The following is a 13,758-nucleotide window of genomic DNA, read 5'->3' as shown; positions in this document are numbered from 1 at the left end:
TACCGCCTGATTTTCAGCGGACATATCTACAAAAACATAATCCAGAATAAATTTTTCAAACTTTTTTCAAAACCCCGCAATCTAAAAATCCGGGTGGTTCGTAGGTATTGGTACACGCGGTGAACTGTGCTATGGAGGTAGCGCATTTCATCAGCCATACACGTTTCCGACAGAAAGTCCAGAGGCTAAGCTACTGGACTTTTTCGTTTTCAGACACCCCGGAATGGCAACCTTTCGCCGGGTTACTTTTGTTATCTTTGTAATAGCCGGTATTGACAGTAAACAGCCGGATTGTTATGCACGAGATAGAACCTTTTTATAACTGGGAAAAGTGGTACAACGCGACGGATGATCCGAACTCCCCCTTCTACGGACGCGTTTACAACATGAACCAGTATACCAATACCATATACGGTTATTACATCCACCCACTCTGGGACGAAATCGGGTCGGAAACGCTCTACTGCAAGATTCTCTTTGCCGATTACGACCGGCGCTTCGTGGTTATTGAGTTGTTTGGCGAGTGGAACGACACCCTGCACAACGATATCATGTACCTGAAACGGCAGGTCATTGACCCGCTGGTGAACGAGGGCATTAATAAGTTTATTCTGGTGGGGGAAAACATCCTCAACTTTCACGGCTCCGACGACAGCTATTATGAAGAGTGGTTCGAAGACGTAGAAGATGGCTGGATTGCCGCCGTCAACTTCCGGGATTTTGTCGAAACGGAATGGAAGCGCTACCGGCTGGACTATTACATGAATTTCGGGGGCACTCTGGATGAGATTGACAACTGGCGAACCCTCAAACCCGTGGCTTTTTTCGACTTAGTCAATAGCTTGATTGTCAGACGCCTGGGCTAATATCCTGGCGAATTAGCCAACAGGATGGATCTGCCGCACTGAGCGAGCCTGCCAAAACGGTTCTTTCTGACGAGCGCCCACGGTATTCATTGCGTTTTGTTGATCCATTCGCGGCCTTGCGATGCTCCCCCGAAGCGGGTCTAGTGGGCCGATCCAGCGGCAACCGATCTCACGGTGTTCCCCAATTACCACTCTACTTTTCAGAGCATCGAACGCACGGACCGTATCGGCAAACCAGGTGCCCATCCCGGCGCCAGAAGACAGTATAAATCGCTGGTTATAAACCGGCTGCCACAAGTCCGCACTCGTCCAGACTGCGGATTGCCGCCATGTTATGCAGCGATTTGTTGTGCTTTCTACTTTTCAAAAATCATTACCTGTTTGCGGCTCTTTCGGACCTGCGGGATAAAACCTTTTGCCAGACCGTCAGTTATAAGTGGTATCTATTCACTAAATCGTAACGAACGCGATGGAATCAAATGTGTTTCACGACTCACAACCGGCGAACCTGTTAGATACAGACAACGCTGATGCAAAATATGGTCAGGATCAGGCCGAAACTCATATGGTTAAATTAGTTGATGGCAAACTGGTTCCAACGGCGGATGTTGAAACAAATATTTCCGACGATCTGGCCAGCCAGTATACCAACGACGAGGAACGGGGGCTGTATTCACCCAACCAGCGGACGTATGATGTTGTCGACATTCAGTCGGAGCATCCGCAGGCCGATATGGTACCGGGACTACCGTCGACGCCCGATCCGAACAACCCGGTTCCGGCTGGACCCGACACGCCAACGCCCCCGGCTCCTACGCCCGCCGGTCCCGAAATTCCGGATTTGCCCACCACGCCTAAACCGGACAATCCCGAAATTACGGAACCCAGCGAACCCGGCCGGTCACACGAAATAAACAATTCCCAGGTCACCAACAGCTCCGACCAGCGGGACACGCCGACGAGCGCCATTGCCGATACGATGCCCGGCGCAGATGCCCCGACGCAAAGCCAGGACCCGGCCAAAAACGAGGAGCTTCCGGAGTTTTTAGGAACCAGCTCCGCCAACGACGGCCCCGGACCCGCCAATTATGCCAAACCGAAGGCGGATGAAGGCATGGAGGAACACCCCGATACGGGTACGTCTGCGCGGCCATACGACGCCGATGCGAAAGATACGCACGCGTACCAGCCGGGCGAACGGCCTCAGGAAACGGCCCAGATGCTCGAACAACCGAAAGAAACACTGGACGAAAGCAGCATCAAGAAAGAGCCCATGCAGGATCATTCCACCGCGCAGGCTCCCGCTGATATGAAATCGACCGACCAGCTGGACCGGAACTATAACGATCCGGAAGCTGCGCGCCAGGATGTGATCTAATCCGGCCGGATCAGCCCATTTTCACCAATCAACTTGTAAAAAAAGCCCCGCTAACTGATTAGCGGGGCTTTTTTTATGACAACGAAGCTTCCGCTTTACTTCTTCAAATCCTTAACGCGAATGTTGCGGAAGCGCAGCACCGAACCGTGGCCCAGAAAACCGATGTGTCCGCTGGTGCGTTTCAAACCCGGGTGCTCTTTGTGGTCGAGCGTACCGTTTTTACTGGCTTCTGCGATGTCGCCGTTTAGAATTTGCACCCCGTTCAGCACCACTGTGATCTGACTGCCTTTTACGGTTACTTCTTCGTAATTCCACTCGCCAAGGGGCTTGAGGGCTCCGCGCCGGGCCGGAATTACGCCGTAAACCGAGCCGTGGTACTGATACGGTTCCAGCTTTTTATAAATCTCCGCGTCGTTATCGAGAATTTGCAATTCCATGCCCACGTAAGCTGCATCGCCTTCCAGCGGAGCCCGGATACCCAGCCCGTTGTTAGCGCCGGGCGTCAACTGAAACTCAAACCGGAACACAAAATCGCTGTATTCTTTCTGGGTGTATAGGTTGCCTTTGCCGCCGTTGTTGTACCAGACGATGTCGCCGTTCTCAGCCACATAATCCTTTGTATTGCCAACCCAGTTGGTCATATCTTTTCCGTTGAACAGCAATTCGTAGCCTTCCCGCTTTTCTTCTTCGGTCAGCTCGTACGGCTTGGCCTGGGGCAGTTCACGAATGTAAAGATTGCGGTAGGCCACGTAGGTGCCGTGCGCCTGTAATTCGATCTGTTCCTGCGGGAAAATAGGTTGGCTGCGGTCCCAGTAGTTTTCCAGCACGGTATTGTCCGTCACCAGCTCGCCATTCAGGTAAACCGTTACCCGTTCGCCCTTCATGATGATGCGGAACGTGTTCCACTCCCCGACGGGATTGTCGGCCTTCTTCAGCGGTTTGCTGGGATATTTCTGGTTGTTGTACAAACCGCCCGACCCCACCTGAGCGCCCACGTCGGTGCGGGCCGGGTCCCAGATCTGGACCTGGGGCGTCCCGCGCAGGTAGATACCGGCATCCCCATCCTTGGTGATTTTCCAGTCGACCAGCATTTCAAAGTCTTTATACGGTTTTTCCGTACAGATGTTGTTCCCGTGGCCGTTGAAAACCAGCAACCCGTCTTTCACCGACCAGCCATTGCGCATCACCTCGTCGGCTTTCTGCTGCTCCTGCGCCAGCGTGGCCGCGTCCATCTTTGAACGTTTGATCGGATCCGCAACCAGTCCCTTCCAGCCCGACAGGTCTTTTCCGTTAAACAGGGGCACAAACCCCTCGGCGGGATTCATGGTTTGTAGCCGTCGCTGAATGGCCTGCCGCTGGGCTTCGCTTTCGGAACCCGTCAGGACCTGACCGGCTTTTTCCAGCAACGCCCGCACGGTGTTTCCCGACAAATCCCGGGTGGCGTTGGCGATGGTTGCTACCGTCGTTGCGGCTTGTTTTGCCACTGCCGGATCAGTCAGGTAACTGCCCGCAAAAACCAGCGCCAGAAAGGTGCGGCACCGGCTGGCGGCTTGCAGAATGTCATTCTTTTGCTGCGGAGTCCGGGCCAGATCCATCGCGTCCCGCAGCATCAGCAACCGCAGGTCGGCGGGATACGTGGTGCGGTCAATCAGGGCCAGATAACCGTTCAGGGCCGCTTCGGAGGAAACGTTGTTTTGCCGGGCAATGGTCAGCAGAGCCGGGGCCGCAGCGGGCGTGGGCCAGTCCGACAGGGCCACTACGGCGGCTGGCTGCACCAGGCCGTCGCCCTTTTCAAAGGACTGCTGCACCAATTCAAGCGCCTTCGGGCTGCCAATTCCGGCCAGCGCGCCCAAGAAACGGCCCTGCGCTCCAACCGGCGCCTGCTGCATGTAATTTGCCAGCAGGTCCGTCCGTTGGGCCGAATCTCCTTCCAAAACCGTTGCCGCCACCAGAGCCTGTTGCAGCGAACGAACCGTTTTGAAATTCGTAACCGTTGTCAGCAGTTGCACCAGTTGCGGAACCTGCGCTTTGCTCACCATCATAGGCAGGGCTGCGGCTGCCGCCTGACTGATGGTAGTATCCCGGTTTTTTACCTGAGCCAGAACCTGCGGTACACTGGCCGTAACGGCGCGGGCGCCCAGCAAAGACAGCAAGGCCACCCGGGGTTCGGCCGGCATGCTCGTCAGGCTGTGCGTAATCTGGGCGTACATGTGCGAGCCCTTCAGCAGGGATAGAGATTCTTTGATAGCCGCTACCTCTTCCGGCGTGCCGCGTTTCAGTAATTCCAGCAACGGTGTTATGCTTCGCTGGTAGCCCGTCCGCGTCACCGCCGGAATAGCCGCCAGCCGGACCTCCGGGTCAGCACTTTTCAGCGTCGGCAACAGAAACGGTGCCAGCGTCGGCTCGCCGGTCTGGCCGAGTTGCGTGATTAAGTCGGCCTGCGTCTCGCCGGTGGTCCTGCCCACCAGTTTGGCGAGTTGCAGATTAACCGGCTTGCTGCGGAGGCCCGTTGCCAGTTTGAGGGCCGCCACCCGGTATTCCCTCGACGAATCCAGCACCGCCTGCGTCAGCAACGGCAGAGTTTTCTGCTGGTTGATATCCACCAGAATACGCAACAGCGCCGACCGCGTCGGCACTTGTTTTGGCGCAGTACATTGCACCAAAACCCGCCGGGCCAGGGCATTGGCCAGCGGTTTGTTGCCCAGCGCCACCAGCCGGTTCAGGTAGTCGAGGTAGCTGGCGGTGGCTTCCGTCACGTCGTAGGTATAGCCGCTGGCCTGCGCGGCTTTGGTCAGGGTTGCTTCCACGTCCGGCGTTCCGAAACGGGCCAGCGCGTACAGCGTTACTTTCGTGAGTTTTTTATCGTCCGACTGCACCAGCGGAATCAGGGCCGCGGCCGCGGGCTGGTAATGGATATCCCCCAGGGCTTTCACCAGCGACAGCCGGGCAGTACCCGACGAGCCGTTCAGGGCGTCCAGGAGGGTTTTCTGCGCCAGTGGGGTGCCAATTTTAACCAACGTCCGAACCGCCGGAGCGCAAAGCCGTTCGTTGGCCAAATACGGTTTCAGGTACGCTACGGCATCGTCTTTGCCTACGATCTGCAACTGACTGATGATAAACGCTTTGCTTTCCGGATCGGTCAGCTTTTCCAGCGCCTGCCCGTACGCCCGGACTGCCGTAGCCCGCTGCCCGTCCTTACCGGGTTTGGTAACGTAATAGGAAAAACCACCGAGCGCGTACTGCACCGAGGTGTTATCGCCCTGGCCGGGGGGCGCCAGCTTCAGTGCCATTTCGAGCAGCCCTTTTTCGCCCACGGCGGCCAGGGCTTCCATGGTTGTAACAAGTTGTTTGCCGTCCAGAGCGGGCATCTGGGCCAGGTTTTCGGCTACCAGTCGGTTATCCGGCTGAACCTGCGCCCGGGTGAGGGTATTCAGGAAAAGGATACCGGTTACGGTCAGTAGGGGAAATTTCATAAGAAGGATAATGAAGTTAGGGAAAAGGCCACGGGCCACATCAAATAATCCAGGGTGCCCGCAACGGCTGGTCGATCAACCGGTTGGCCCCTTCGTCGTCCACAAAAATCAGCCGGCCGGGATCAAATTTGAGCGACCGACCCAGTTGCAGCGCGATTTTCCCCATGTTGACCAGCGTACAGGAGCGGAAGCCGTTGGCTTCGTTCAGCGCAAACCGCTTACGTTCCCGCACGGCTTCCACAAAGTCGGTTACCTGCGGCAGTGGGTCGGAGAAAGCGGCCAGTTTCTTTTCCAAATCCGGAATGTCGGACTTGAAACCGGGATACAGCTTCCCTTTCGGCCCTTCGATGTACGGACTGTTAACATCCTTGCCTTCGCCGTCCAGAATAATCTTGCAGCCGTCGGCGTAGGTATACTCAATCCGGCGCCACGTCCCAACGGCGTCGGGGTGCTGCTGGGGTGCGTCGATTTCCACCGAAACGGGGCTGGTGCCGTCTTTACCCAAAAAGTACTGGATGGGGTCGAGGTAATGCTGTCCCATGTCGCCCAAACCGCCCCCGTCGTAGTCCCAATAACCGCGGAAGGTACCGTGCACCCGGTGGGGGTTGTAGGGTTTGTAGGGCGCGGGTCCCAGCCACATTTCGTAGTCGAGTTCGGGCGGTACGGGCATGGGGTTCAGATCCGTTTTGCCGACCCAGTAAAATTTCCAGTCAAAACCCGTATGACGGCTCACGGTCACTTTGAGCGGCCAGCCGAGCAAGCCGCTTTCAACGAGTTTTTTGATGGGTTTGACGGGCGTCCCCATCCCGTAAAAAGTATCCTCGAACCGAAACCAGGTGTTTAGTCGAAAAATCCGCCCGTGCTGCTGAACGGCTTCGAGCACCCGCCTGCCTTCGCCAATGGTGGCCGTCATCGGTTTTTCGCACCAGACATCTTTGCCCGCGCGGGCCGCTTCAGCGGCCATGATACCGTGCCAGTGGGGCGGAGTGGCAATGTGTACAATGTCGACTTCGGGCAGTTGAATCAGTTCGCGGAAGTCGGAAAACGTCTTCAAGCCGGGGTCTTTGATCATCCCCTTGGCCAGCTCCAGGTGCGACCGGTCGACATCGCAGATGGCCGCCACCCGCGTTCCGGCGTAACCGATATGCCCCCGGCCCATGCCGCCCACGCCGATGATTCCCTTCGCCAGTTGATCGCTGGGCGCCAGGTATCCTTTCCCCAGCACATGCCGGGGTACAATGCTAAAAGCCGCCAGGGTGCCCAACGACTGTTTTAGAAACGTCCGTCTTGACGGTACAGGTTTAACGTTCATCTCGCAATTCATTCAGGTTGATTGTCTTTTTTACTGCAATTTTCCTTCATCAGGCCATCGCGGAAAGCCGGTCTGGTGCCAAAGCGGTAAGAGTCAGGATAAAGGCAGGAAAGATCGTAAGGAATCGATTCATACACGGGCGGGAGTTTAGGAAGGCTCCAAATTACACTTTTACCGCTTCAGAATCAAACCGGTTGCCCATCCCGGATGACGCTTCCCATCGTTTGACACGATTCAAAGAATGAATTGAATTACGCGGATTAACCCGTGATCCGTGACCGAATGTTTTACGGCAATCCTGCCATTTCGCGCTTGTTTTTCGTGCCCTATTCCAAAAAATCGTAACTTACGACTCCTGTTAACTCTTTTTTATTTATTATGGAAAATCCTGAACAGGCTTCTTCCCGCCGGTCATTCCTCAAAACCCTGGGTTTGGCCGGAACAGCAGCCGCGACGGTTCCTTCAACGCTCGCCCAGGCCGGAACCGCTCCCACGTACCTTAATCTGGTGAAAAGTCACAGCAGCACGGCCGCTAACGACAAAATCCGCATCGCCCTCATTGGAACGGGTGGCATGGGAATTGGCGACACGCAAACGGCCTTGATGGTGGAAAATGTTGAGATGGTAGCCGCCTGCGATTTGTACGACGGTCGGCTGCGCCGGGCGAAAGAACTCTGGGGCGACGCGCTGTTTACCACCCGCGATTACCGCCAGATTCTGGAACGCACGGACGTTGACGCCGTTATCAACGGTACCACCGACCACTGGCACGAGAAAATTTCGTCGGACGCCATGCGCAAAGGCAAGCACGTCTACTGCGAAAAGCCGATGGTGCAGAAAGTAGAAGACGGCCACACGCTGATCAAGGTCCAGAAAGAAACCGGCAAGGTGTTTCAGGTGGGCAGCCAGTTTGCCAGCTCCATCATCATCGCCAAAGCCAAAGAACTGCTCAAAGCCGGTGACATTGGGGAACTGGTTTTTGCCGAAGCCCAGTATGACCGCCACAGCGCGATGGGTGCGTGGCAATATTCCATTCCGCCGGATGCGTCGCCCCAAACCGTTGACTGGGATACATACCTGGGAACCGCCCCCAAACGCGAATGGGACCCCAAACGGTTTTTCCGGTGGAGAAACTACCAGGATTACGGCACGGGTGTTGCGGGCGACCTCTACGTGCACCTGCTGACGACGCTGCACACCATCACGGGTTCCAAAGGCCCCAACCGGGTGTACGCCAGCGGAGGGCTGCGGTTCTGGAAAGACGGCCGTGATGTGCCCGATATTCACCTGGCCATTTTTGACTACCCGAAAACCGCCGAGCATCCCGAGTTTAACCTGACTACCCGCAGCAACTTCGTTGATGGCGGAGGGGGTGGTTACCTGGTTCGGCTGGTCGGCACGGAGGGTGATCTGGCCATTGGGTGGGATAGCCTGACGGTTCGTCACCACAAACTTCCGAAAGCCCCGGGTCTGTCGATCGACAACTTCCCGAAAGACCAGCAGGAAGCCTATCTGAAAGAATACAACAAGATGTACCCGAACCGCCCGGAAATGGAAGGCCCGCGCGAAATGGTGTACAAAACGCCCAAAGACTACAAAGGCGACCGCTACGAACACTTTGTCAACTTCTTCGACTCCATCCGGAACAAAAAACCGGTGGTGGAAGATGCGACGTTCGGCCTGCGCGCCTGCGGACCCACGCAGTGTGGCAACATGAGCTTGTTTAAAAAGCAGATCGTCAGCTGGGATCCCAACGCGATGAAGATCATGAACGCGGTTTAACGAATCAATAGACGGTTTTTGAGTTTACGGCAGCCCGACGATTCAACCCAGTTGGCCGGCCATAAACCGAAACGCAACCCATAACCCCTACGAAACCATGAAAAAAGCAACCTTTGCCATCGGTCTGCTGGCCGGTTTGTTCACGTTAATGAGCCTTTCCAACATCGGCGGTTCAAAACCCGGCAAGTGGGTACCGCTGTTCGACGGCAAGTCCACGGCAGGCTGGCATAGCTACCTGAAAGACAAAGCCATTGGCTGGAACATCGAGAACGGCACGCTGACGCCCGACGGCACCGGCGGTGACCTCGTTACCGACAAGGAATACGAAAATTTCGACCTGGAATTCGAGTTTAAGTTACCGCCCAAGAGCAACAGCGGAGTTGTTTACAAAGTAATCGAGGATCCGGCCAACAAAGCCACATACTGGTCAGGCCCGGAATACCAGGTGATCGACGACAAAGGCTACCAGCTGGGTGATGGTGCCAAGCTGAAAGGCAGCCAGCTGACCGGTGCTAACTACGACCTGATTGCACCAAACGACCCGACCGTTAACAAACCCGCCGGGGAGTGGAACAAAGGCCGTATTATGGTCAACAACAACCACGTTGAGCACTATCTGAACGGCAAGAAAGTGGTGGAATACGAGTACGGCGGTCCGGAATGGCAGAAAATGGCCAACGCCAGCAAGTTTAAGGACTGGGCGTATGTGAAGCCGCACGCCAAAGGAAAAATTGCGCTGCAAAACCACAGCCCCAAAGAAGTGGTTTGGTACCGGAACATCCGGATTCGGGAGTTGTAAAACCGTTCGATTCGGTCTTCAGGCGGAGTTGCAGCGAACCGATACGCTGCGGCTCCGCTTTTTTATGGCGCCGGGGAACCGTGCGGTACAGTTTCCGCAGGATCAGCGGAGGGAAGCAGGAAAGACTGGCAGGGAATCTCCAGACGAAGGGTCGTGGTGCCTCCGGGGGGCTGGATAAACTGAAGCCGGGCCTGTTTGCCGTAGGCTTTCTCCAGCCGGGAGCGCGTATTGGAAAGCCCCAAACCCGTGCCCGACGTAGCCTGCCGCCGTTTGTGCCCCGCCCCGTTGTCGAACACCTCCACCAGCAGAACATCCTCCTGCCGCTGCGCCCTGATCCGGATCAGGGCTCCTTCCGACCGGTTGGCAATACCGTGGGTAATGGCGTTTTCGACGAGGGGTTGCAGGATGAGCTGGGGCAGCAGACAGTTTTCCGCTTCGGGCGCAATGGCATATTCTACCGTCAGCCGGTCTTCAAAGCGAATTTCCTGAATGGCCAAGTATTGTTTGGTCAACGTCATTTCTTCGAATAAGGTGACAAAATTGGCTTGTTGCCGCATCAAAACACTCCGGAGCAAATCGCTCAGGGTGGTCACCATCTGAATGGCCCGGCGGGTCTGGTTGCCCATCAGCATACTCACAATCGAATGAAGCGTGTTGAACAGAAAATGCGGGTTCAGTTGCATCTTCAGGGCCTGAAGCTGGGCATTTGCCAGTTGCGTATTCAACTGCTCGTTGATCAGTTCGGTCTGCAAATTCTGCTGTTTGAGGGATTGCAGCTTGTAGACGTGCGTCAGGACGCTGTAACAGACCACCAGAAGCATGTACTGGGAAAAGGCTGTTCCGAAACTGAGCGCAAACACCAGCAACACCCGCCGAACCGTGATGGCCCGGCCCTGTTCGTGCGCAATGGCCGACCCCAGCAGCAGGTGTTCAATGATCAGTTCTATACCGTACAGGAGGGCCGCAATCAGCACGTGCGTCAGCAATTGGGCCATAAAACGGCTGGCGCTCTGTTTGCGCAGGAGGGAAAACCGCTGGGCGCACCAGATGATTACCGGCGTCAGGCCCCACCAGAACAGAAGTTCAATCAGCCAATACAGCGTTTCGGTGTAATACAGCCGACCGTTGGGCGTCAGCAGCCAGACCAGCGTCGTCTGGCAATACCAGATCAGCGAGAAGAAGCTCCAGTACAAAAAACTGTAGCGCCAGAGTTGCCGGGGCGTCATGGGCAGGCCCGAAGTCTGTAAAACGCGGTCGATCAAGGATTTCATCGTAAAGCAGTCTACTTGCGAACAGGGAAGATACCGCTTTGGCCGCTGCCCACCAGCTTCCCATCAATGAACCGACATTTATTCCGTTTCATCCGTCAAAAACGGGTTTTGAAAGACGCCCTCGGGAGAACGGCGGTCCAATGAAGAAGGCCGATTCTTCCGTTTGTTGGAGCAGACTTTCCAGGCGGGTCCACCGGTAAACTTAATTTTTAAGGAATCCGGCAAATCTTTTTCCGATCGCGGCCGGTTACCTTATGGATTAGAAAAAACTGTATCTTCCCCGCTCAGTCCTGAACCTCATGAAAACGCACCTGATTTTTCTGGCCGGGCTGCTGCTGGCCTTCACGCCTCCCTCCCGCGAACCCGTTGGTAAGGAAATGGCCGCAGCCGTGCAGACTTTCGTAAACAGCCTTGACGCCGACCAGCGCAAACTGGCGGTTTTTCCGTTCGACAGTGAGGAGCGATTCGACTGGCATTATGTTCCGCGGAAACGCAACGGCCTGCCCCTCAAACAAATGAATCCGCAGCAGCGAAAAGCGGCTATGGTGCTGCTGAAAACGGCACTGAGCGATCAGGGATACGAGAAAGTTACTTCCATTATTGACCTTGAAAACGTGCTGCGGGTGGTCGAAAACCGCCCCTCGAATGATACCTACCGCGACCCGGAAAACTATTCATTCTCGGTGTTTGGCGATGTGTCCAACAAAACGCCCTGGGGCTGGCGGGTTGACGGTCACCACCTGTCGCTGCATTTTTCGTCGCTCACCGGCAAAGTGATTGGCATGACCCCGACGTTCCTGGGCAGCAACCCGGGTGTTGTGCGGGCCGATGTACCGCAGAAAGGCCGTCAGATTCTGAAGCAGGAAGAAGCGCTGGCCCTGGCGCTGGTTACCTCCTTCAACAGCGACCAGTTGGGCCGCGCGCTCATCAGCGAGACCTGCCCGGGTGACATCGTGACGACCAATACCCGGAAGGCGTCTATCGAAAAAAAGGAAGGCATTGCCTTTCCGCAGATGACGGAGAGCCAGCAGAAAACCTTTCTGTCGCTGCTGGAAACGTACCTCAATAATTACCACGTCACGTTGAAAAACCAGCAGCTGGACAAGCTCAAAAAAGTCGGGCTGGATAAGCTGGTGTTTGCCTGGGCGGGCGACCGGCAAGCCGGTTTTGGTCCGGGGAAAGGCCAGTATTACCGCATTCAGGGGCCGACGATTCTGATTGAATACGATAACTCGCAGAATAACGCCAACCACGTTCATTCGGTCGTGCGGGACTTAACCAACGATTTCGGGGAAGATATTCTGGCCGAACACTACAAAGCGCAGCACAAGTAAGGCTCCGTTATGGCTTCCCGCTGATCCGAAAAGGTGTAGCGGGAAGCGCCGTTCAATAATCCACTTTCTTCCGCCCGGCTTTCACTTCACCCCGCCGTTGTTTTTCCTGCCTTTTCTCCTCCTGCGACGCCTTGGTGGGCCGGGTGGCTTTACGGGGTTTGGGTTTTTCGAAAGCTTTGCGAATGAGCAGGTAGAATTTCTCGGTCACCTTGTCCCGGTTGACCAGTTGCGACCGCTCCGTCTGGTGGTACAGCACCAGCACGCCCTCCGACGTCAGTTTGTTGCTCAGTTTGTCGAGCAATACCGCTTTTTCTTCCGCCGTCAGCACCTGCGAGTTGGGAATGTCAAAATATAGCTCGGCCTTCGACGCCACTTTGTTGACGTTCTGACCGCCCTTGCCGCCACTGCGGGCAAACTGAAACTGCAATTCCGGGAAAAGCCGTGTTGGGTCCATCATTAGGCTAAAAACTTGGTAAAGGTACAAACAATCCGGCACACTGACGGTTCCATCATATACGCGAAAAAACAGATCTCGTTATGGCACACCATGAGAAAATAGACACCATGCTCGACGATACGAACACGGCCCTCGGAGGAGGAGCACCGTCGTCAACCACCGCCGAAGGCGTTAACTTGGTCGAAGACTGGATCGTGATTTTACGGACGCAGGCGGAATGGAAAACCGTGGTCCCGACGCTGGAACAACTTCGCGATGCGCTGGATTCCAACGACATGGTAGCGATCCAGCTGCTGTTGAAAGATCTGGCCGATCAGACCGCCGTGGTGGCTCAGAATGCCACGGGTGACCAACGCCACGCCCTGAATCAATTGGTGGAAAACCTCAAGGACTTCAGCCGGGCGATGGCCAAGTAATTGTTAGAAACCGAAATCAACAAAGCCAATGGCAAACCAACAGGCAACGAATTTAATCAGCTCGACGGTTGAAAGTTTTAATGGAGACACCACCTCCTTTTCGACCCTCGACGGTATTTCCCTCATTGATCACTGGCTGACGGCGCTCCGTAGCGAAGATAATGACGAAACCGCCAGCCAGATCACCAATACGCTCAGTGAGTTGAAAGGAGAACTGATGCAGGGCAATCAGGACACGGACCGTATCATAACGCTTCTGGATGAACTGGCCGGGCAAACCGAGCAGGCGGCCCAATCAACGGATGATGATAAAGTAAAGCTGCAATTGGTTGAACTGGTGCAGACCTTACGGGATTTTGGCAAGGTGCTCAACGGCGAAGGCGGCAATATTGCCGATAAACACGGCCGGGCCCAGATTTTCACGAGAACCGGAACCGGCAGTGCCGCCGGCAATCCCGGCGTTAATCCGGCCGTTCCCGGAAACACCAATGCCGACGATGTGGGAAATTTGCAGGGCGGGGGCGCTTACGGCCGTACCGGCTCTTCGGGCGAATCGGCGGCTACCAGCTCCGGCACCGAGTCGCGCAATACTCGTCCGTCCACCGGCGAAGGCGGTGGCAACAGTCGGCAGATCTAGACCGACTCTTTCATTTTTGCTCAACTAAACTTT

At 55.6% G+C, this 13,758-nt stretch carries 11 protein-coding genes; 7 read left to right on the top strand and 4 right to left on the bottom strand.

Annotated elements, in window-relative coordinates; translation table 11 throughout:
- The first annotated feature begins 296 nt into the window (after nt 1-296).
- Together OQ371_RS16220 and OQ371_RS16215 are read left to right on the top strand one after the other, a co-directional pair.
- Nucleotides 297-866: a hypothetical protein gene (locus tag OQ371_RS16220; protein WP_265989178.1), complete on the top strand. Its 570-nt coding sequence runs from the start codon at nt 297-299 to the stop codon at nt 864-866.
- A 565-nt stretch (nt 867-1,431) separates the two neighbouring features.
- The gene (locus OQ371_RS16215) at nt 1,432-2,244 is read left to right on the top strand and encodes a hypothetical protein (protein WP_265989176.1); all 813 of its coding nucleotides are present in this window, start codon (nt 1,432-1,434) and stop codon (nt 2,242-2,244) included.
- Between the two features lie 95 nt (nt 2,245-2,339).
- Here the strand turns inward: OQ371_RS16215 and OQ371_RS16210 are convergent, their stop codons facing one another.
- Both OQ371_RS16210 and OQ371_RS16205 read right to left on the bottom strand, forming a co-directional pair.
- Nucleotides 2,340-5,717: a 3-keto-alpha-glucoside-1,2-lyase-like domain-containing protein gene (locus OQ371_RS16210; protein WP_265989175.1), complete on the bottom strand. Its 3,378-nt coding sequence runs from the start codon at nt 5,715-5,717 to the stop codon at nt 2,340-2,342.
- Between the two features lie 40 nt (nt 5,718-5,757).
- Nucleotides 5,758-7,029, bottom strand: a complete 1,272-nt coding sequence (locus tag OQ371_RS16205; protein WP_265989174.1) for a Gfo/Idh/MocA family oxidoreductase — start codon at nt 7,027-7,029, stop codon at nt 5,758-5,760.
- Nucleotides 7,030-7,407: 378 nt separating this feature from the next.
- Between OQ371_RS16205 and OQ371_RS16200 the strand changes: the two genes are divergently transcribed.
- The gene (locus tag OQ371_RS16200; RefSeq protein ID WP_265989173.1) at nt 7,408-8,811 is read left to right on the top strand and encodes a Gfo/Idh/MocA family protein; all 1,404 of its coding nucleotides are present in this window, start codon (nt 7,408-7,410) and stop codon (nt 8,809-8,811) included.
- Between the two features lie 97 nt (nt 8,812-8,908).
- Nucleotides 8,909-9,610 carry a 3-keto-disaccharide hydrolase gene (locus OQ371_RS16195; RefSeq protein ID WP_265989171.1) on the top strand — a complete coding sequence of 234 codons (702 nt, stop codon included), beginning with the start codon at nt 8,909-8,911 and terminating at the stop codon, nt 9,608-9,610.
- 62 nt (nt 9,611-9,672) lie between these two features.
- Here OQ371_RS16195 and OQ371_RS16190 read toward each other — a convergent pair whose 3' ends face one another.
- Nucleotides 9,673-10,881 carry a sensor histidine kinase gene (locus OQ371_RS16190; RefSeq protein WP_265989169.1) on the bottom strand — a complete coding sequence of 403 codons (1,209 nt, stop codon included), beginning with the start codon at nt 10,879-10,881 and terminating at the stop codon, nt 9,673-9,675.
- A gap of 299 nt (nt 10,882-11,180) precedes the next feature.
- Here OQ371_RS16190 and OQ371_RS16185 point away from each other — a divergent pair, with 299 nt between their 5' ends.
- Complete coding sequence (locus tag OQ371_RS16185) at nt 11,181-12,215, top strand: DUF3500 domain-containing protein (RefSeq protein ID WP_265989168.1); 1,035 nt, start codon at nt 11,181-11,183, stop codon at nt 12,213-12,215.
- A 52-nt stretch (nt 12,216-12,267) separates the two neighbouring features.
- Here OQ371_RS16185 and arfB read toward each other — a convergent pair whose 3' ends face one another.
- Entirely contained in the window at nt 12,268-12,669 is a 402-nt protein-coding gene (arfB, locus tag OQ371_RS16180; protein ID WP_265994323.1) for an alternative ribosome rescue aminoacyl-tRNA hydrolase ArfB, read from the bottom strand.
- A gap of 83 nt (nt 12,670-12,752) precedes the next feature.
- Here arfB and OQ371_RS16175 point away from each other — a divergent pair, with 83 nt between their 5' ends.
- Together OQ371_RS16175 and OQ371_RS16170 are read left to right on the top strand one after the other, a co-directional pair.
- Entirely contained in the window at nt 12,753-13,088 is a 336-nt protein-coding gene (locus OQ371_RS16175; protein ID WP_265989167.1) for a hypothetical protein, read from the top strand.
- A 28-nt stretch (nt 13,089-13,116) separates the two neighbouring features.
- Nucleotides 13,117-13,725: a hypothetical protein gene (locus OQ371_RS16170; RefSeq protein ID WP_265989166.1), complete on the top strand. Its 609-nt coding sequence runs from the start codon at nt 13,117-13,119 to the stop codon at nt 13,723-13,725.
- Nucleotides 13,726-13,758 lie beyond the last annotated feature (33 nt).

The organism is Larkinella insperata (assembly GCF_026248825.1).
GTDB lineage: Bacteria > Bacteroidota > Bacteroidia > Cytophagales > Spirosomataceae > Larkinella > Larkinella insperata.
The sequence above is the reverse complement of the archived record's forward strand: the minus strand, read 5'-3'. Positions and strand labels throughout refer to the sequence as shown.